General features: G+C 50.9%; 20 protein-coding genes. 14 read left to right on the top strand and 6 right to left on the bottom strand.

Annotated features, from left to right (window positions below; all coding sequences use genetic code 11):
- Positions 1-6: 6 nt before the first annotated feature.
- From NQ564_RS00920 to NQ564_RS00855, 14 genes are all read left to right on the top strand, one after another.
- Positions 7-1,458, top strand: coding sequence for a toprim domain-containing protein (locus NQ564_RS00920; protein WP_008152038.1), 1,452 nt, complete (start codon positions 7-9; stop codon positions 1,456-1,458).
- Positions 1,459-1,499: 41 nt separating this feature from the next.
- Positions 1,500-2,885: a toprim domain-containing protein gene (locus tag NQ564_RS00915; protein WP_039848405.1), complete on the top strand. Its 1,386-nt coding sequence runs from the start codon at positions 1,500-1,502 to the stop codon at positions 2,883-2,885.
- A complete protein-coding gene (locus NQ564_RS00910) occupies positions 2,882-3,379 on the top strand; it encodes a PH domain-containing protein (protein ID WP_008152042.1) in 498 nt (165 codons plus the stop codon). The genes NQ564_RS00915 and NQ564_RS00910 overlap by 4 nt, the downstream gene beginning before the upstream one ends.
- On the top strand, positions 3,360-4,055 hold the full coding sequence (locus NQ564_RS00905; RefSeq protein ID WP_008152043.1) for a hypothetical protein: 696 nt from the start codon (positions 3,360-3,362) through the stop codon (positions 4,053-4,055). Before NQ564_RS00910 ends, NQ564_RS00905 begins: the two co-directional genes overlap by 20 nt.
- A 13-nt stretch (positions 4,056-4,068) precedes the next feature.
- Positions 4,069-4,752 (top strand): hypothetical protein, encoded by a 684-nt coding sequence (locus NQ564_RS00900; RefSeq protein WP_008152046.1) that lies wholly within the window; start codon positions 4,069-4,071, stop codon positions 4,750-4,752.
- A gap of 11 nt (positions 4,753-4,763) precedes the next feature.
- The gene (locus tag NQ564_RS00895) at positions 4,764-5,429 is read left to right on the top strand and encodes a hypothetical protein (RefSeq protein ID WP_008152047.1); all 666 of its coding nucleotides are present in this window, start codon (positions 4,764-4,766) and stop codon (positions 5,427-5,429) included.
- A gap of 21 nt (positions 5,430-5,450) precedes the next feature.
- On the top strand, positions 5,451-6,281 hold the full coding sequence (locus tag NQ564_RS00890) for a M23 family metallopeptidase (RefSeq protein WP_129649699.1): 831 nt from the start codon (positions 5,451-5,453) through the stop codon (positions 6,279-6,281).
- Positions 6,282-6,304: 23 nt separating this feature from the next.
- Complete coding sequence (locus NQ564_RS00885; protein WP_081450239.1) at positions 6,305-6,589, top strand: hypothetical protein; 285 nt, start codon at positions 6,305-6,307, stop codon at positions 6,587-6,589.
- Between the two features lie 12 nt (positions 6,590-6,601).
- A complete protein-coding gene (locus NQ564_RS00880; RefSeq protein WP_008152053.1) occupies positions 6,602-8,404 on the top strand; it encodes a hypothetical protein in 1,803 nt (600 codons plus the stop codon).
- 25 nt (positions 8,405-8,429) lie between these two features.
- On the top strand, positions 8,430-10,808 hold the full coding sequence (locus NQ564_RS00875; protein WP_008152055.1) for a MutS N-terminal domain-containing protein: 2,379 nt from the start codon (positions 8,430-8,432) through the stop codon (positions 10,806-10,808).
- A gap of 4 nt (positions 10,809-10,812) precedes the next feature.
- Positions 10,813-12,327: a glucosaminidase domain-containing protein gene (locus NQ564_RS00870; RefSeq protein ID WP_008152056.1), complete on the top strand. Its 1,515-nt coding sequence runs from the start codon at positions 10,813-10,815 to the stop codon at positions 12,325-12,327.
- 11 nt (positions 12,328-12,338) lie between these two features.
- Positions 12,339-12,515, top strand: a complete 177-nt coding sequence (locus tag NQ564_RS00865) for a hypothetical protein (RefSeq protein ID WP_008152058.1) — start codon at positions 12,339-12,341, stop codon at positions 12,513-12,515.
- A gap of 78 nt (positions 12,516-12,593) precedes the next feature.
- Complete coding sequence (locus tag NQ564_RS00860; protein ID WP_008152060.1) at positions 12,594-13,202, top strand: single stranded DNA-binding domain-containing protein; 609 nt, start codon at positions 12,594-12,596, stop codon at positions 13,200-13,202.
- Between the two features lie 5 nt (positions 13,203-13,207).
- On the top strand, positions 13,208-14,896 hold the full coding sequence (locus NQ564_RS00855; RefSeq protein WP_008152061.1) for a zincin-like metallopeptidase domain-containing protein: 1,689 nt from the start codon (positions 13,208-13,210) through the stop codon (positions 14,894-14,896).
- 81 nt (positions 14,897-14,977) lie between these two features.
- On the opposite strand, the gene NQ564_RS00850 is transcribed toward NQ564_RS00855, so the two are convergent.
- The 6 genes from NQ564_RS00850 to NQ564_RS00825 all read right to left on the bottom strand — a co-directional run bounded on the left by NQ564_RS00850 (position 14,978) and on the right by NQ564_RS00825 (position 18,763).
- Entirely contained in the window at positions 14,978-15,262 is a 285-nt protein-coding gene (locus NQ564_RS00850; protein WP_008152064.1) for a hypothetical protein, read from the bottom strand.
- 4 nt (positions 15,263-15,266) lie between these two features.
- Positions 15,267-15,461 carry a hypothetical protein gene (locus NQ564_RS00845; RefSeq protein ID WP_008152065.1) on the bottom strand — a complete coding sequence of 65 codons (195 nt, stop codon included), beginning with the start codon at positions 15,459-15,461 and terminating at the stop codon, positions 15,267-15,269.
- Complete coding sequence (locus NQ564_RS00840) at positions 15,458-15,805, bottom strand: hypothetical protein (RefSeq protein ID WP_039848406.1); 348 nt, start codon at positions 15,803-15,805, stop codon at positions 15,458-15,460. The genes NQ564_RS00845 and NQ564_RS00840 overlap by 4 nt, the downstream gene beginning before the upstream one ends.
- A gap of 405 nt (positions 15,806-16,210) precedes the next feature.
- Positions 16,211-16,636: a hypothetical protein gene (locus NQ564_RS00835; protein WP_008152068.1), complete on the bottom strand. Its 426-nt coding sequence runs from the start codon at positions 16,634-16,636 to the stop codon at positions 16,211-16,213.
- A 436-nt stretch (positions 16,637-17,072) separates the two neighbouring features.
- Entirely contained in the window at positions 17,073-18,338 is a 1,266-nt protein-coding gene (locus tag NQ564_RS00830) for a PcfJ domain-containing protein (protein ID WP_008152071.1), read from the bottom strand.
- A gap of 2 nt (positions 18,339-18,340) precedes the next feature.
- The gene (locus tag NQ564_RS00825; protein ID WP_008152072.1) at positions 18,341-18,763 is read right to left on the bottom strand and encodes a PcfK-like family protein; all 423 of its coding nucleotides are present in this window, start codon (positions 18,761-18,763) and stop codon (positions 18,341-18,343) included.

The following is an 18,763-nucleotide window of genomic DNA, read 5'->3' as shown; positions in this document are numbered from 1 at the left end:
ACAATCATGAGAGAAGGAGAACTTACTTACGACGATTTTCTGCAAAGGCTGAATATTCAAGAAGTGCTGATCGACGCAGGCTATCACCTGAACCGCCGCGACGGACTGCGCTACCCGTCCTACGTGCGCATCGATAGCGACGGGCGGCGTATCCGTGGTGATAAATTCATCGTGACGCAACAGGGAAAGTGCTGCTTTCAAGCGCAACAACAGAGAGTCTATAACATCATCTCGTTCATCAAGGAACACCCGCATTTCTTCTCGGAGTACCGAGTAGGTATGTCTCTCGACCGTCTGGTAAACCTCGTTTGCAACCGCCTGCTGAACCACCCCATCGAAGACCGGACAACACGGATAATCCAGCCCAAACGGGACATTCCGCCATTCGATATAACGAACTACGACCTGCACAAGTTCAACCCGCAGGACCGTGCAACGCAAAAGAAGTTCTATCCCTATTTCAAGAACCGGGGTATCGACCTCTACACACAGTATGCCTTCCATCGCGACTTTTATCTGGCGACGAAACACCGTGAGGACGGGGCAGCTTATACGAACCTTTCGTTTCCGTTGACCCTGCCCAAAGGTGACGGTACAATCGTAGGCTTCGAGGAACGGGGACGCGCGAAAATGGACGGCAGCGGCAGCTACAAAGGCAAGGCAGAGGGCAGTAATTCGAGCGAAGGACTGTGGATTGCCAGCCCTGCCCGAACCTCTCTTCCGGAGGCCAAGCATATCTACTGGTTCGAGAGCGCTTACGACGCAATGGCCTATTACCAACTTCACCAGAGGGAGAACAAGGATTTGAGAAAAGCGGTTTTTGTTTCGACCGGAGGAGCGGCGGGACAACAGCAATTCAAAAGCGTGATCGAAGCCGCTCCCCATGCCACACATCACCTCTGCTTCGACCGTGACCGTGCCGGACAGGTGTACGCCATCAACTTCGCACTTACCCATGCCGGTAAGGTGTTCACCAGTAAGCTGTCGAAAAACAACATGTTGGTTATCCGGCTCATCAACGAGAACCTGCAATGCGAAATGAACCTCGAACCATTCGATTTTCAACTCATAACCGCAACACTGGGCATAAATCCCGTGAAAGAGCCTATAAATAAAAAAGAAGTGGTTCATGATGACTTGGGTATTGGCGACGGGTATTTACAAGAGATGAAGATGACCTGTATAGACGAGTACGAGGCGGCTTGTGCCGAGGGAGCAAGCGGGGAGGAACTTGAAAGAATGAGAGAAAATCTGTCTGCTATCGAAGACGTGATCCGGGGCTATTCGGTCTCCGGTTCGACCCTTCAAAAATGTATTTTGTATGAACCGGCCGCAGACGGTTACAAGGATTGGAACGAACAGCTTTTGGCGAAGATCAAGCTGCAAGAATCGGCTCACGTAGAACCGGCCAGAGAGGAAGAACCCGAACAGGAACGGCAGGCACGTTTCCACCGATGACCATGCAGCATACCCTACATAAAACGATTAAGGATAAGACAATGAATGACAAGGAACTGACATACAGTGATTTTTTACAAAGGCTCGACATCCGAGATGTATTGCTCGACGCCGGTTATCGCCAAAACCGACGCTTCGGGCTGCGCCTTCCCTCGTTCGTCCGCACGGACAGCGAAGGACGACGTATCCGAGGCGACAAATTCATCATAACGCAGCAGGGAAAATGCTGTTTACAGCCGCCCCGACAGAAGGAATACAATGTTGTTTCGTTCATCAAGGAACACCCGCAGCTTTTTGCGGAGTACCGCGAGGGTATAGACCCGAACCGGCTGGTGAACCTCGTTTGCAGCCGCCTGCTGAACCTCCCCATCGAGGAACGCGAGAAACTGATCGTACAGCCCAAGCAGGACATTCGCCCGTTTGACATCGCAGACTATGTTCTGTACAAGTTCGACCCGCAGGACGAGGGGACACAGAAGAAATTCGCTCCCTATTTCGAGAACCGGGGTTTCGACTTCTGTACGCAGCAAGCCTTTTACCGGAATTTTTGTCTGGCGGTGAGACACGGGGCGGACGACACGGTACACGCCCATCTCGTTTTTCCGCAGACCTTGCCTCAAAATGATGGGACTGTCGTAGGCTTCGAGGTGCAGGAGCACACAAGCATAGACGGCAACGACAAAGAGATGGCCGAGGGAAACAATCCGAGCAAAGGATTATGGATTGCCAGCCCTGACCGGACACCTCTTTCGGAAGCCAAACATATCTACTGGTTCGAGAACGCCTACAACGCAATGACCTATTACCAGCTTCATCAGGCGCAACACCAAGAACTGCGAAAGGCGGTCTTCGTCTCGACGGACGGCAAGCCTACCGAAAGACAGATGCGGGGTGTGCTTGAACTTACCATTCCTGCCATGCAACATATCTGTTTCAACAACGACCGGGAAGGATGGAATTTCGCCCGAAAACTGCAAAAAGAAACATACCGTACAGTGCGTTCCGCCATCGAGGAGACACCGGAGAGGAAACCATACCTCGATTCCATACCGGAAGGCGGAGATCTGAACGAAGGGGAATTTTATCTGCTGCCCAAAGGTGGTTTGCAAGAGAGCTGCATACGGTTCGACGCCGAGCGAGAAGAGGCTATGTCGATGCGTTCGAGCGGGCTGTGCGCCCCGGAAGACGTGCAGGAGCAGATGGATACCATGAGAAAGTGTTACCGGGAGTTCCGTGAGAAGTTGCGGGACTTCCTCGGTATCGACAAGGAACATGATGTCGCCATGATCTGTGAAGAGGCGGATTATCGCCATACGAGCTGGAGTGCGCAACTTTTAGCTGAACAGAACCGCGAAGAGACCATCAGTCAGGAGTCGGAGAAAGAGGAAAAGACCGAGCAGGAACGACAAACACATTTTCGCCGATGAACACGTCACACCCCATACCAAACGACCGGAATATCGTCCTGCGACCGCACGCCGGGCAGTTCGTCATCGACGAGCTGCCGTTGATGGCGATTTGTGCGGCGGGATTGGTGTACGGTGGCATAGAGGATATGCCTCTGGGTGCTATGGCGGCCGCCGTTTCTCTGTTCCTGCTCCTTGCGCTGGCATACCGTTTCGCTTGCCTGCGTCGGATACGTTACCGGGTCGGCAGGGAGCAGCTTGTCAGCGAACACGGGCTTTTCTGCCGTAAGGTCAATTACATGGAGCTGTACCGTATAATAGATTTTCAGGAACATCAAAGTCTCATGCAGCAGCTTTGCGGTCTGAAAACGGTAAGCCTCCTCTCGACGGACCGAAGCTCGCCGAGACTCGACCTGATCGGCATAAGGCACGAAAACGACATCGTTTCGCTTATCCGTGAACGGGTCGAATACAACAAACGAAAAAAGGGAATATATGAAATTACGAATCATTAGTTTGAGTCTGTCCGCCGTCCTCCTCTGCCTGCTGCCGCAATGGGCAAAGGCGCAGATTGCCGCTTCCAACCCTTTGGAATGGGTGGCGCTGGCCGAAGGCAACGAGGTGATAAACGGGCAGATCGAGAAACAAATCAAGGGACAAACCCAGACGGCCCTGATGCAAAATACCATTGCAGCCGAGTTCAACCGCATACACCAGTGGGAAAAGCAGTACAACAGTTACCTGAAAACAGCGAACGGTTACGCTTCCTCGCTGAAAGCCTGCACGCACTTGTACAATGACGGCGTGCGGATTTTCCTCACGTTGGGCAAACTCGGCAAGGCAATTCAAAACAATCCGCAGGGCATTGCCGCCAGTATAGGCATGAATAACCTCTATATCGAGACGGCCACGGAACTGGTGTCCGTATTCACGCTGCTGAATGATGCGGTTGCCAAAGGCGGGACGGAAAACATGCTCACGGGTGCGGAACGCTCCAAGACCTTATGGGCGCTGAACGACAAGCTGTCTGCTTTCAGCCGCAAGCTGCACCTGCTCTACCTAAGTATCCGGTATTATACGCTGAACGACGTGTGGAACAACATAACGGCGGGCATGATCGACCGCAACAACGGCGAGGTGGCACGTATGGCCATGTCCCGCTGGCGTAGGGCGGCAGCCGTCGTACATTAAAACGCATGGGACGATGAAACGGATAATTATCATAGGGTTTCTGCTATTGTGTGCCGGCATTTTCAAGGTGCAGGCGCAGAACGATCCCGTGCTTGCCGGTATGATACTTCTCTACACCGACAAGGCGGAAAAGGAATTGAAGAATCAGGAGAAGGTAATGCTGATGCAAACTACGGGACATATATGGACGAAAGAGGAAGTGAAAGCCACAACCGACTTGCAACGGGAGTTCAACAATTATCTGAACTCCTTTCGCTCGATTGTCTGCTATGCGGCCCAGATTTACGGTTTTTATCACGAAATATCGAGGCTGACCGACAACATGGGGGATTTTTCCGACCAGTTGAGCCGTCATAGCACCCATGCGCTGGCCGTCGCTCTCTCTACCCGGCGGAACAAGATCTATCGTGAAATGATATTGAACAGCGTGGAGATTGTAAACGACATCCGCACGGCCTGTCTTTCGGACAACAAAATGACCGAAAAGGAACGTATGGAGGTCGTATTCGGCATTCGCCCGAAGCTCCAGATGATGAACAAGACACTGCAACGGCTGACCAAGGCGGTGAAATACACGTCGCTGGGCGACATCTGGCGGGAAATCGACGAGGGGGCGCGTCCCGTGGTTGACAAACAAGACATCGTGAAAGCCGCCCAAAGGCGTTGGCGGCAGAACGGAAGAAATGTAAGACCTTAAAAAGCAAGAATATGGGATTTTGGAGTACAGTATTGAAATATGGCGGCAAGACCGTCAAGGGTGTCGGTAGCGCCACGTCAGCTACCGGGAAAGCCGTCGGCAAGGCGGTATTGAACCCGGCCCAGACCCTCCGGAATACGGGTCAAGCGGTCAAGACCGCTACGGCCGGTGCTGCCGTCGGATATGTGGGCTGGGAGAAACTGACCACGGACAAGAGTGTCGCACGAATCGTCAGCGAGGCTGTGGTCGGCAAGTCCGCCACAGATGCCCTTGCCGGTACGGGAGAGAGTGTGAAAGAGCTGAAAGAGAAAGCCGGAGAGACGATTGAAGCAGCGGGCAATGCAGTGGCCGGTATCGACTCGAAACTGAATGGGGTGTCGAATTTTCTGCGGGAGACCTCCGGTGGCGGTCTGTTCGACATGCTCGGCGGTTTCTTACGCAATCTCGGACGGGGCAATGTGTCGGGGTTGAACATCGTAGGACTGGTAGCCGCCGCATTCCTTGTATTCGGGCGTTTCGGCTGGTTAGGTAAGATCGCCGGTGCGCTGCTGGGCATGATGCTTATCGGCAATAATGCCGGAATCGTCCGTGCTCCGAGTGCAGAGCAGCTATCGAGGGTACAGATGCCGACCATCTCCACGGAAGAACAAACCCAAAGCGGGGGTATGAGAAGATAGGAACACGAAAATATATAGAAGATGAAATATACAGAAGAAATGATCCTGCACTCCGAAAGCGGTTATTGTATGCCGTTCGAAGCTCCGCAGGGACAAGACGTAGAGTTGTCGCTCGGCTATGGCGAGCAGAAACACCCTCAAACGGGTGAAAAGTTTTTTCATCACGGCATTGATTTCAATGTCCGGCATTACATGTTGTCGGCTGTGGCCGACGGTATCGTGTCGGGTGTAGGAAACGACTCCGCACACGGTATTTGCCAGACTATCCGATACGGTATGTACGAAGTGACCTACGGCCATCTGGCCAATGTCTTCGCCCAGTTCGGGCAGCGCGTGCGAGCCGGGCAGACGGTGGCCATGAGCGGGGAACTACTGCATATCGGGGTACACTTCAAAAGTGAGGAACTCAACCCGCTGGAGTTCCTGACGATGCTCTACGGCAATATCCGGGCGTTGCAGGAGGCCGGCGGGCACGATACCGACTATTTCCCCGACTCGGAGATGACGTTGAAAACCGACTATGAACGGGACAAGAGGGAAATAGAAGAACTGATGTTGCGCTTCCTGCCGCACTATATGGAGGATTTGCAGCGGGGTGCATACACGCTTCCCGAACATACGGAACAGTCGCTGCGCCACATTTTCACCATAGGGGCTATGAAAGAGTATTTCTACGAAACCATGCCGAGTATGGCCAACCCGCTCGGATTGGGGCGCAAAGCCATGCCGCTGGCCTGCAAGGTACAGAACCTGCTTATCGCTGATTTTTTGAACTATCTCGCCCTGCGGCATGAGGTGTACCTCTCCACGATGAGCGGCGAGGTAAAAAAAAACTTCATGACGAAGCCGTAGCTCATAGCGGAATCATCGACCCGCTGGCGGAACTGGACATCGACATCCAAAGTTTCGACATACCGAGAATCGTTTCTGTCTATCCTGACCGGGCCGGCATACGCTGGTGGACGAAGGCTTGGTTCAACAACCGGGAGGAAGGGGAAGCCTCGGTGGAAATCGAACGGGAACAAGCCATACGCTTCATTCAGGACAACATCGAGAAGGACGCATGGCTCGAAGAGTTTTTTCCCAAGCAGATGGAAGTTTACCATAGCGCCATCGAGCAGACGAAAGAGCAACTATTGAAACAGATAAATATGATATAAAGATACTTGTTTATGGACGGAGGAATAAAGCAGAGCAAACGATTCGCGGAGATAGAGCGTCTTGTGGGCGACTATTTCCGCTGTCATCTCGCACCCGTCATGAGAGATACGCAGACCTATCTGACCGAGAAACAAGGTGAAGAGATGAAAGAATATTCCACCTCTTTGGGCGGCATACTTAGCATGATGACCGCATCGGCACAGCCGCTCGCCGATCCGTACCAGACCCTCAAGGTGACGGGTGAGTGGAACTCCAAAACTACGGAGGACTATATCGAGATGTGCAAGGAACGGATTCTCGGCTCGGAAGATATGCAACAGGATCTCGCTTACATGGCCGGCGAGTGGCGCGATACCGTCGTGCAAGAAATCGGTCGTGAGCGATACGATGAACTCTCGCAACAGCTCGGCGGCGATCTCGCCTACGCTTATATGGATTACCGTGTCGAGCAGCTGATGATCGACAAGCTGGTAAAAGACCGTATGCCCAAATCTTCGGCCGATTACATCATCCGTAAGGCGGCGCAGTCGAGCCTGCTCGGTCTGTCGCAGACTTTGAGCCGTTCGCCGCTTGCCGAAGAGATCGAAAAACGCGGCGAGGCCGCCTATCGTCCGACCCGGATAGAGAAAGGTGTAGGCTGGTTGTTGGGGGCGTCGGCGGATACCGTCATGTTGGGCGGTGTGGGTTCATGGGGAACGTTCGCCCGGTTCGTCGGTGCGGACGCAGCTATCTCGGCCGTCGCCTCCCATTTCGGGCAGGAAGAGCCTCACAAGCTCCCGGTCGAAGCGTGTATCAGCAAAGGCGTGTTCGGCAGCGAACGTAACGTGTTCGACGACTTCCGTAAGGAAGCCGCCATGATACCGGTCGGGGAAAATACGCTTATAGCCACGGCCAACGGGCAGTTGCAAAGAAAAATACCGGTCATAACATTCGATTTTATGGATTGGATAAAGAAAGGAGGAAGTGGTATGCCGTTTTGGAAAAATTATACCGAAGAAGAGCGGGAACGGACGGAAAAATACAAAGATGTGCCGCTCGTCGTCGCTCCCGGACAAGAGGAAGCCTACCTGCAACAGATAGCGAAATACAAAAACAAGGCAGACGGACAGCCAGAAGAGAAAACGGAGACAGAAGAGAAAACCGAAAAGGAAGTACAGTCTGTCTCCCCTATCGTAGAGAAAATGCAAGAGGAACAAACCCGACCGGAAACGCAGGTTATGCAGGGCAACGGAGACAGTTGGGACAGGTTGGTCCGTTCGCTGGGTTTGGACGGCATCGGCAATGTAGCGGGCAATTTGGGTTATATTCTGGCCATGCTACCCGACATTTTGCTGGGTGTATTCACCGGCAAGACGCAATCGCTGGGTCTGGAAGACAATCTGCTGCCGATAGCGAGTATCGTGGCGGGCATGTTCATCAAGAACCCGCTGCTGAAAATGCTGCTTATCGGTCTGGGCGGGGCAAACCTGCTGAACAAGGTAGGACACGAGGCATTGGGACGGGGGCAAACAGAGGGAAACAGAACCGATGCAGGTAAAAATGTGCAGTACAGATGCTATCCTGACGAACCGCTCAATCCGCGCATCGTGAATCCGGCCCTGCAAGGCAGTACACTGGTCGCCACGATAGACCGTGTACCCTGCACCGTCCAGCTTAGTCAGACCGTAGCCGATGCCTATCGCGCCGGAGCTTTGCCACTGAACACGCTGGCGAACGCCGTACTCGCCCAAAGCGACCGTCTCCGTCAGATTGCCTCACAGAACTATGATAACGGAGAACGGGAAACCATCGTGCGGACACGAGGCATCCAATAGTGCTGTAATCAACAAAGAATGGAATATGAAAGAGAAATCGACCATAGAAAAGAATGCCGAGGAAAGGCAGATAGTTTTGCTTTCCACGGCTTTAAGCGAAGCGTCGAACGCCGGAGGCCACTGGCTCAACGCATCGGGGAAGGGTTATCCGAGGCTTTACCCGAATGGCGTATCCGCCAGCCCGTTCAACGCATTGTTCATGGCATTGCACTCGGACAGAAACGGGTGCAAGACCAATCTGTTCACCCTTTACAGCGAAGCCAAGGCACGCGGCACATCGGTTCGGGAACACGAGCAGGGCGTACCTTTCCTTTTCTATAACTGGAACAAGTATGTCAACCGGAACAACCCGGAAGAGATCATCAGCCGGGAGGCTTACCTTGAATTGGACATAGAACAACGAAAACAGTACAAGGGAGTACACAACCGGGAGATACGCACGCTTTTCAACATCGACCAGACGACACTGCCCTATACGGACAGAGAGCTTTATGAAGCTGTTCTGGAACGGGACGGGAGTGCTGTGGAAAGAGGTTACACGGAAGCCGACGAACGCCGGTTGCACGTCCGCTTCAACGATTTCGTACAGAAAATGCGGGAGAATCTTGTCCCGATACGTTCGGACGGCAGCGGTGTCCCCCACTACGAGACGGATCGCGATGCAATCTATATGCCGCGCCAAAGGGAGTTCGAACATTATCACGATTACGTGCAGGAGGCTCTGCGGCAGATCGTCAGCGCCACCGGACACCAACAGCGTCTCGCACGGGAAGGTATGGTGATGAAAAACGGCATGGCCCCCTCGGAAGATGCCGTCAAGCAGGAACAGCTGGTCACGGAAATCGCTTCGGGAATCAAAATGTTGGAGTTGGGACTACCGGCCCGGTTGTCAGAGGAAAGCCTCAAAACGGTGGAATACTGGCAGCGGGAACTCAAGGAGAATCCCAATATGATAGACGCTCTCGAAAGCGATGTGAACAATGCGCTCGAAGTGATACGCAAAGCGGAACGGGGCGAAAAAATCGAATATGCCACCCTGCGGAACAGACATCAGACCTCGAACATGCGGGAACAACTGCCCAAGCATTATTTCGTGGCCGATGAAATCCGGCAGCACCCGAACAAGGACGAAAAAACCATCGTTCTTGTCATCGCTCCCTCCACAAAATCGGCGGACGTGATACTTCCTGCCGGTGCTTCTCCGGAAGTGGACAACGAGATTCCCGGCATGAACAAAGCCCGTATCGAAAGGGCTTTGCGGAAGGAAGGTATCGACAAGGTGCGCTTTTTCAATCCCGACGGCGTATGGGGTTACAGACCTGACGACACATACTTTGCCGAGAAACAGGTAACGCTGGCCCGATTGAAAAACTGGTCGCTGGAAATGCTCTCCACGCTGGATGTGTCCCCTGCAGTCAGACGGGCGAACGAAGTGAATTTCGACCGGGCGGAGATGATTCAGGACGACAAGAAGCGATGGGCGCTGTACATAAAGCCCGAAAACCAGAACGGTTACAGCATATACCCGGACAAGGAGGACGTGAACCGTTTCTTCTCCACGCTCAAGCAGGCGATGGACAACATCGACAAGGTGCGTATGGAATTGGCGCATAAGTATTATGCCCTTGCGGAAATCCAGCCCGACCTCAAAGTGGACTTGTTCAGCACCGAAGAGCAGGACATCGACCTGAACCGCATTCAGCGGGTATCTGTATTCAAGACCAAACAGGAAGGCATTTTATGTGTCGCAACCATCGACGGGAAGAAGCTGCAACCCCGAAGCGTCACTACGCAACAATGGCAGCGCATGTGGGTAGCGGAAGATAAGGCCGAGTACAAACGGAATCTGGCGGCCACGCTTTTCGCCGATGTGCTACGCAAAAGGGTGACGCAGGAAGAGACTGCCGTAGAGAAACAGGAAAAGGAAGCTACACAGCGACCGGTCGGCGAAGCGGTGGAAAACCGCACGAAGGAAGAAACAAACGAGACACTTTCCGCACATCGAAAATTCTGGGACGAACTCAAAGAGAAACACCCTGACGCCCTGCAACTGATCCGTGTGGGGAAGAGTTACCGGCTATACAACGAAGATGCGGCAAGGGGTGCGGAGATTTTGGGCATTCCACTGGAAAAATGGACAGAAAACCCAGCCAAGGGAATTACGGCGGTGTCCGAATTTCCGATGCATTTGATCGACACGTATCTGCCCAAACTTGTCAGAGCGGGCGAACGTGTTGCCATCAGCAACCTGCCGGAAGAGTTGGAACGTACAGCCAGTGTGAAGAAAGAAGCCGCCCCTTCCGCAACGGGTTATGATGCCGGACAAAAGGTAGCGGAAGAAAGGCAGGCGGAGATGGCTGCCGAACAAGAGGAAAACGAACAACGAGCGACAATCAGGAGATAAAGATATGGCAAGTAAAAATCAAGAATATGCAGAGCTATATGCCGAGTATGCGATGGAACAGATGCGCCGGTACGGTATTCCGGCCTCGGTAACATTGGCACAAGGCATTCTGGAAAGTAGTAACGGACAAAGCGAACTGGCACGCAAAGAGAACAACCACTTCGGTATCAAGGCTACGTCCGAATGGATTGCAGAGGGTGGCCGCTACGGTTTGTATTCCGATGATAAGCCCAATGAAAAGTTTTGCAGTTACGACAGCGTGGGCGATTCGTATGAACATCACTCTCGTTTCCTGAAAGAGAACAGCCGCTACTCCCGCTGTTTCGCACTTTCGCCCGACGATTACAAGGGTTGGACGCATGAAATTGAGCGTGCAGGGTATGCCACAGGCGGCCATTACGCCGACAGTCTGCAACGTATCATCGAGCGGAACGGGCTGCAAGCATACGACCGTCAGGTAATGGAAGAGATGGAAAAACAAGGGAAGAAATTCGGAGTGGAAAACAATCCGCTTCGGGAGGCTGAAAAGACGACAGGCTATTCGTTCCCGGTGGAACGGAAAGAATTTCTTTTCATTACCTCTCCGTTCGGCATGGGGCAAGATCCGGCGAACTCTGAAAAACAGCGAATGTATACGGGTATCGACATTCGCTGCAATGGCGACGCTGTACTGGCAACGGAAAATGGCGGAAAGGTTGTCGCGGTCAATGGCAAGTCGGTCACGGTGGAGTACGGTCGCAGGGACGGCAGCAAGGTACAGTGTACCTACATGAACACCGGTGAAATCTCTGTCAAGGTCGGCGACACGGTACAGGCTGGCCAACGTCTCGGCACAACGGGCAAAAGCGGAGAACATCTGCACTTCGGGGTCAGGTACATTCATGCGGACGGCACTCGGAGAGAGGTCGATCCGGCAGCCTATTTAGCCGAAATCGCGCAAAAAGGCAACATCAGGCAACAACTGATGCATAACGGAAATGACCTGTTGACCAAATACAAGGAGACGGAAAGCGTTAAGGAAAACATTCCGCTTTCTCCCGACGCATGGATGAAAAAGCTGCTCTCTTCGGAAGACAGCGGCATAGGTCTGTCCGGCTGCAACGATCCCATCGTGGATATGGCGATGACCGCCTTTACCTCTTTGATGCTTCTGGCCGTACAAATCGACCGAAAAGAGGAGGAAGAACAGAAGGCGGCTATATCCGAAGCTATGGACAGCAAAAGAATCGACCTGAAGCCGCTGTTACCGGGCATGAAAACCTGCGACCTCGTTATCGGGGAGAACGGCAGGGCTATCTTGCGGGCAGAAAACGGAAATGTTCAGGTATCGCGCGAACTGACTGCCGCCGAGTTGAGCCGTCTGTCAGCTACGCTGAACAACGGTTCTCTTTCCGAAGAAGCCAAGCGGTTGCGTGTTACCGGTATGTTGAATACCGTCATTCTCTCGGAGACTGCCTCGCAGAAATTCGAGCAAGGAATGTCCGAGCAGCAGGGACAAACGGAGAACCTAAAAAGATAACTTGGGAAGATATGATAAAGCGCGTGATGATACAACTGGGTTGGTATGTGTTAGGATTATCCTCTCTTTCCGTGCATATCCTATGCAGCTATATGCTGTTGGGACTGACCGGGACACTCGTCATTGCGGGTGTACAGCTGCTCATGGCTGCATGGATAATCTATATAAAGATACGTGCACCCGATTAGCGGCTTCCTCCAACCGATTCAACTTCAATAAATTCCACACTTGTCTGATGACCATGTTTCATTAAAAGACAAAGTAAGATGATTAAATGTAATGTTACGGTATGCGGCGTTATCGGCCGCGACGCTTCCATGCACACGAACAAGGAAGGAAATGCGTTTCTGTCTTTCCCTCTCCGGATTGTCATTCCGGGTAAAGACGGACAACATGAAACTGTCGAAGTCAGTGTCAGCAAGAACGGCAGTCAGGAAGAGACCTCCGGCTACCGAAACGGCTCGCGTGTGGAAGTCACGGGAGTCATGTATCTGAAACGCCGGGGAGAGAAACTCTATTTCAATCTCTCGGCCGAGCATATCAAGCCTGCGACGGGAAACGACGATTCCATCAAAGGACAGATGTCGTTTCGTGGGAAGGTCGGCCAGAACATCGAGGAACGGAAAGACAAAAAAGACAAACCTTATACGATGTTCTCGGCTTTCAGCACGGAGAAAGTAAACGATGGTTTCGAGTATCAATGGGTACGTTTTTTCTGCTTCGGCCAACAACGTGAAGAGTGGCTGCAAGCTGGTGTCAAGGTGGAAGTCAAAGGCGAAATGACGCTATCGGTGCATAACGGAAAGCCGGATCTCTCCTGCCGGGTGGAAGAACTCTCTCTTTATGTTCCGGAGACGGATAATTCCAATCAGTGACGGTTATGGCTGGTTACAGAAAACGGACGACAGAAGGACCTAACAGCGAAGACAAGGCTCTGGATCTTTTTGCCGAAATGATGATTGAGAAAATCGAGCAAATCAAGGGAGACTGGCATAAACCGTGGTTTACCGAAGGACAGCTGCAATGGCCACGCAACTTGTCAGGGCGGGAATACAACGGCATGAATGCATTCATGCTGCTCCTGCACTGCGAAAAGGAAGGCTACAAGATTCCCCGCTTTTGCACTTTCGACTGCGTACAGCAGCTCAACAAACCGGCAAAGGACGGTGAAGAGCTGCCGAGAGTTTCCGTGCTGCGCGGGGAGAAATCGTTCCCGGTGATGCTCACCACTTTTACTTGTATCCACAAGGAGACGAAAGAGAAAATCAAGTACGACGATTACAAAAAATTGTCGGACGAAGATAAACAGCAATATAACGTCTATCCCAAGATGCAGGTATTCCGAGTGTTCAATGTGGCCCAGACCAATCTGCGGGAAGCACGGCCGGAGCTGTGGGAGCGATTGGAGCAGGAGAACGGACACCTTCGGCCCGAAAATGGAGCGCAGTTCAGTTTCGAGCCTGTCGATACGATGATAAGAGACAACCTCTGGATTTGCCCGATCAAGCCACGACATCAGGACGAGGCGTATTATTCGATTTCGAAAAACGAAATTGTCGTGCCGGAGAAAGAGCAGTTCAGAGACGGGGAATCGTTCTACGGAACGCTTTTCCATGAGATGACTCATTCCACGGGAGCAGAAGGTGTACTCGACCGTATCAAACCCACGGCTTTCGGCTCGAAAGAGTACAGCCGTGAGGAGCTGGTGGCCGAACTCGGTAGCGCACTGGTCTCTCAACGTTACGGTATGATAAAACATATCAAGGAGGATAGCTATGCCTATCTCAAAGGATGGCTCGACGAACTGAAAGAATCGCCACAGTTCATCAAGACGACGCTTTTAGATGTGAAGAGGGCCACTTCGTTGATTACCCAAAAGGTGGATAAGATCGCACAGGAGTTGGAACAAGATGTCAATCAGGAACAAAAAAACAAGACTTCCAAGCCTGAAAAGACTTTCTATACTTCAGTGGTTTATCTCCAGCTCGCCGAGGACACGAATCAACTTGATGAACTCAAAAACAAAGGAGATTACAAAGGGGTGATGACGCTTATCAAAGAGCATTATGATGGGAACTGTGTGGATGAACTATACACCCAGTTGACTCCTTTTCAACACAAAGGGGACACTCTTTTGGTGGAAGACAAGGACTTTGCCGTGGTATATAATGGAAGTGTGGGGGGCACATATGAGTTGATGTTGAAGCATACCGAGCAGGAAGTCCGTGAGCATATCAAGCGTTACGGTATCAACCTTGCCAGTGATGCCGTGAAGGCAGTGGCCAAGGATATGGCGGCAGAACAGTTCAGCCGTATGGCGGCGGAGAAAATGCCGGTGCTGGAAATGCCGAATGGCGATGTGCTGTATGTCGGCTATAACAGAGAAACCGATTCGCTCGATGTCGGAGAGGCGACCAATGCCGGTATCGCCGTGCTGCATAGTTTCCCTTACGATCACGAAACGTCTCTTGACGCTAACCTACAAAGGGTAAATGAAAAGCTAAACGATATGGAAGAGTATCGGGTAGAGTTACAAGAGGCAGAGTACGGTGGCGGAATGCGCCGGTAAAGACGAAAGAAGGATGCGGAGGTGGTTTGCCCCGCATCTTTCTTATGTTGTTATAAAAATTCCGTATCATATTCTTGAATTTTAATTCTGTAAATAGTTTTTCCAGTCTTCATTGTCAATGGTTAATTTGTCCATTTCCCAATCGTATTCCACTTCCGGCATATCGGAATAAGGGAAATACACGGTATAGCCGATTTGCCCATAGGAGCAATGTAACGGTATAACGCAAATCTCCTGACCGAAATAAGATTGTGGTGTACAGTATTTCCGCCAATTAAAGCGACCTGCCATTATATTGCAGCAAAGTAATTTTAGCGTTATGATACCTTTCCAACTCTGAAAATCTTTTTTATAACTTTTTTCCATAATACTAATGTGCTATATTATAATAAATTTCGGGTTCACTTGACACGTTGTAAATCCAACTGCCGCAACGTACCAGCAAGGCATTTTTGCCATAATAGAGTTTCTTCATTCCGGCAATGCTCCCGGTTTTGTGAAAGTTAGGGAAGCGGCTTATTCCTATTCTTTCAGCGTCTTTGACGTAAAGGGTTTTCGTTTTCATTCTATTGTTTTTAATGTTTCATAAAGTTTTTCAATCGTTTTCTCGGCTTCCTCCATATCGCTTACTATATCTTTGATATGGTAGGGCGCACCGTTCTTGCCGTGTCCGTCCGAACCTATCCAGAGGTAGGCTTCATAGTCCGGGTCGAAACTTTCATAATACTGTTCCAGCTCATGCAAAAAGTTGTCGAAATCATCGTCTTTCATTTCAATACAGACATTGAAATCCTGTCCTTTGTCTGTATATCGCTGAAAATCGAACGCTACAACGTTCTCGTGCCTATTTGTCGATACTTGCCAACCCAAACCGGTAGCTACGGCTGTAATTTGTTCTACTGTTGTCATTGTTCCGTTGTTTTTATTTCCCTCTTTTCGGTTCCTTTCTCTGTCTGAACCGTATGGAGGTTTTACGGTGCAATACACGGCTGTCGATAGAGCTTCATACGACGGCTTTTCTTGCCAATTACTCTTCGCAGAAGGAAGAATTTGCAAGAAATTCACTTCAAGCCGCCGAATCAAGCGCGACAGCAGAACTTTGCAACCGAAAAACCCAACGGCGACGACAGAGAGGAGACCGCAACGAGTGCATATATAAAAGGAAGGTGGCTATGCCAAGTTATAAGAGCAAGAAACGAGGTATAAAAGAGAGCCTCCGGCGTTCCGATAATTTATAAATGGAAACCGCGCCTTTCGCCGATGGGGTTATCACGGGCGCAGTCCCTTTTATGGCCTACCGGAATTATCCATATCTTAAAGAGAGGAAGGCAATAAATCGCTCATCTTTTTTTCGGGCAGATTACAAAATCCCCTGACCACCGTATCGCCGTTTGTGCCTTCAAGTTGAGTGAACATTTGTAATGCGTCAAATCCCCTATCGAACTGCTCCATACTGACAGCGGGGGCAAAATGGATAATTCCTCGTGGATAGTTGCTCGAAACGCCAATCCACCCGCGTAGATAATCATCGAAGCGTCCTTCCGCTTTTGAAGCATGGAACTCTTGTGCATGGGAGCTGCAAATAGTCTTGCCATACATTTCGTCTCCTAAAATTAAAATGCCGGTTGGCGAATTATACATAAAGCGGCGGTTGGCTATCTGGAGGACATCTATGGTTTCCCGTTTGACATTGACCACCATCAGGATTTTTTCAGTCTGTTTTTTTGTACGTTTAGCCATTTCGTATTTTTTATTTTATGAGAAACTTCTGTTTTTCCCTCTTCTTGAAGCCTTTCGACTTCGCCCGAAGAGATGTTTTCATGTGCGAGACTCAACGGGGGGGGGTACAAGAACGACGGACAAGAAACCGGCAATGAAATTTTATGAAATACCGCAATCCGCGATTGCGGAAAGCTGTCGTCAAATTTCATTTCCGGTAGCGGCAGCGGTACTTGAACTACGTTCGTCCACCGTATCTTTGCACACGAAAACAGAGCTGCGGCTATTGCCGGGGCAAAAAGAGGAATGGTGCTTCTTGTTCGTATAAAGGGATATGCAGAATGATGTTATGACTGGAAGTGCTTGGAGCAAGCCAAGTCTTAAAAAGGCAATCCGGCGGCGTCCATCAGCCGCCTGCCTGTTCAGGCAAGCGGCTGACAATTATCGGCTATATTGGTTATGCAACCATACGCTTCCGAATAAGAGATACGTTCTTATTCACGAGCTTGATAATCCGGTCGTGGTACTCCGTATTCTGATTGCACGCTCCTCTGGACTGCAACACTTTGAATGTTTCGAGGCTCAACTCTACGGTCTCCACCCGTTTGTCCTCTATTCTTGCGGACAAAACCAACGTGTCGGGTTTGAGATAATATTCACGCTCTCCGACGCAATGATGCAGAGCGTTTCCCTCTTCGTAATAAGCTATCACGCTGTCCAACACACGCACGACTATCGTACCGTCCGTAAATTCCAGTCCGAAGAATTTACTTTTCATTTCTCGGAAACGTGCTTCATTCTCCATAGCTCTTTCCATTTGCGCCTTGCGCTTCTCCTGCTCGCGCAGCATACGCAGTTTTTCCTGATACCGGTCGTGTTCGGCGTGCAAATTGGCAGGGCAGACATAGTGGGCGTTGTGCAAATCCTTGCCACACCTGTCGAGCATACGCAGATAATCGACCCATATCCCCATATCCGTTATCGGGTATTTTTTTCGCAACACGATTTTGTAGGACGGCCAACAGAAATCCAAATCGCGAGGATTGTCAATGAAATGTTTTAAGTCTTTTTTCCGCCCGTTTTTGAGTATCGTTTCGACACGGCTGTCCGACAGCAATGCCGTCATCAGCTTTTGCGGTGCGATGTCAGCGAACGAACCTTTCAGCCCATTGCGTCTTAATTTCGGGATAACCGTGTAGTTCGGACAGACACAGCAATCGGCGATATGCTGATAAACCCCATTATCGTTTCGCAGTTCCAAGTCCGACCAGTAGGAAAAATTGTCCATATAATATCCCATTGTCCGCCTCAATGCCGTAACAGCGGTTTTCCCATTTTCCTTTATCCAGTATCTTACGACCTCACGCACTATGTTTTGCGGTTTTTTCCCTTTGCGATAATATACGTCCATTCTGAATACACGTTGTACCTGTATCTCGTCTTGTACTGTAATAACCGAAAAATAACTCCGGTTGTCAGCTTTTCGGCAAAGCGTGTCTATGAGTTTCAGTCGTGCGTTGCAATTCGGACAATGGCAATGTTTCGCTTTTGTCTCGTTCCACTGGTGGCCGCAATCGAGGCAGGTCGTCCGTCCGCTCGGCGTCCGAAAGGCAAAGTGTGGGAGGGTATGCCGGAACGCCCATTCTTTCTGCCGCTCCGTGATAGGCAGTAACCGCTCGTTGGCGGCTACTACCTCATGTTGAAATTTTGTCCGTGCTTTCATACTCAAAAATCAAAGAGAGAGAGTTCCGACTGGCTTGTCTGTGTCTTGGCTGCGGGTTTGGGTCGGCTGTTGCGTTGCTGCATTTTGCGTATTTCTTCTTCCTGATAGGCTTTAATCGCGTCCTTTCTCGCCTGCGCCTTTTCCTCGTCGGTCAATTCCACCTTGTGATTGACTACAATACCGCAACTGATAGGTTTGCCCACGTCGATATTATCCTCGTCGTAGTAGTGTATGGCGAGCGACCATACTTCGTCGTCGGTCATGCCGCAACAGCCACTGGCTTTTACCTGATTGAGAATGAACGTAATGCAGTCGTCCAAATTCTTATTCTCTTTGGCGTATGACACGGCAAAAAGTTCGTCCGTTTGCGCCCTGCCGTCCAAATATTCTTTGACGGTCTGTTTGAAACGCTCTGTTCCTTTCAT

Origin of the sequence: Parabacteroides johnsonii DSM 18315 (genome assembly GCF_025151045.1) — a bacterium.
In the GTDB taxonomy this organism is placed as follows: domain Bacteria; phylum Bacteroidota; class Bacteroidia; order Bacteroidales; family Tannerellaceae; genus Parabacteroides; species Parabacteroides johnsonii.
The sequence above is the reverse complement of the archived record's forward strand: the minus strand, read 5'-3'. Positions and strand labels throughout refer to the sequence as shown.

Bases quoted from the DNA above. Each gene is read 5' to 3' on its own strand.
- NQ564_RS00835 (WP_008152068.1), bottom strand. From the start codon at position 16,636: ATGGCTAAACGTACAAAAAAACAGACTGAAAAAATCCTGATGGTGGTC.
- NQ564_RS00855 (WP_008152061.1), top strand. From the start codon at position 13,208: ATGGCTGGTTACAGAAAACGGACGACAGAAGGACCTAACAGCGAAGAC.
- NQ564_RS00845 (WP_008152065.1), bottom strand. From the start codon at position 15,461: ATGAAAACGAAAACCCTTTACGTCAAAGACGCTGAAAGAATAGGAATA.
- NQ564_RS00910 (WP_008152042.1), top strand. From the start codon at position 2,882: ATGAACACGTCACACCCCATACCAAACGACCGGAATATCGTCCTGCGA.
- NQ564_RS00840 (WP_039848406.1), bottom strand. From the start codon at position 15,805: ATGACAACAGTAGAACAAATTACAGCCGTAGCTACCGGTTTGGGTTGG.
- NQ564_RS00900 (WP_008152046.1), top strand. From the start codon at position 4,069: ATGAAACGGATAATTATCATAGGGTTTCTGCTATTGTGTGCCGGCATT.
- NQ564_RS00870 (WP_008152056.1), top strand. From the start codon at position 10,813: ATGGCAAGTAAAAATCAAGAATATGCAGAGCTATATGCCGAGTATGCG.
- NQ564_RS00825 (WP_008152072.1), bottom strand. From the start codon at position 18,763: ATGAAAGGAACAGAGCGTTTCAAACAGACCGTCAAAGAATATTTGGAC.
- NQ564_RS00875 (WP_008152055.1), top strand. From the start codon at position 8,430: ATGAAAGAGAAATCGACCATAGAAAAGAATGCCGAGGAAAGGCAGATA.
- NQ564_RS00850 (WP_008152064.1), bottom strand. From the start codon at position 15,262: ATGGAAAAAAGTTATAAAAAAGATTTTCAGAGTTGGAAAGGTATCATA.
- NQ564_RS00865 (WP_008152058.1), top strand. From the start codon at position 12,339: ATGATAAAGCGCGTGATGATACAACTGGGTTGGTATGTGTTAGGATTA.
- NQ564_RS00915 (WP_039848405.1), top strand. From the start codon at position 1,500: ATGAATGACAAGGAACTGACATACAGTGATTTTTTACAAAGGCTCGAC.
- NQ564_RS00920 (WP_008152038.1), top strand. From the start codon at position 7: ATGAGAGAAGGAGAACTTACTTACGACGATTTTCTGCAAAGGCTGAAT.
- NQ564_RS00880 (WP_008152053.1), top strand. From the start codon at position 6,602: ATGGACGGAGGAATAAAGCAGAGCAAACGATTCGCGGAGATAGAGCGT.
- NQ564_RS00860 (WP_008152060.1), top strand. From the start codon at position 12,594: ATGATTAAATGTAATGTTACGGTATGCGGCGTTATCGGCCGCGACGCT.
- NQ564_RS00830 (WP_008152071.1), bottom strand. From the start codon at position 18,338: ATGAAAGCACGGACAAAATTTCAACATGAGGTAGTAGCCGCCAACGAG.
- NQ564_RS00905 (WP_008152043.1), top strand. From the start codon at position 3,360: ATGAAATTACGAATCATTAGTTTGAGTCTGTCCGCCGTCCTCCTCTGC.
- NQ564_RS00890 (WP_129649699.1), top strand. From the start codon at position 5,451: ATGAAATATACAGAAGAAATGATCCTGCACTCCGAAAGCGGTTATTGT.
- NQ564_RS00895 (WP_008152047.1), top strand. From the start codon at position 4,764: ATGGGATTTTGGAGTACAGTATTGAAATATGGCGGCAAGACCGTCAAG.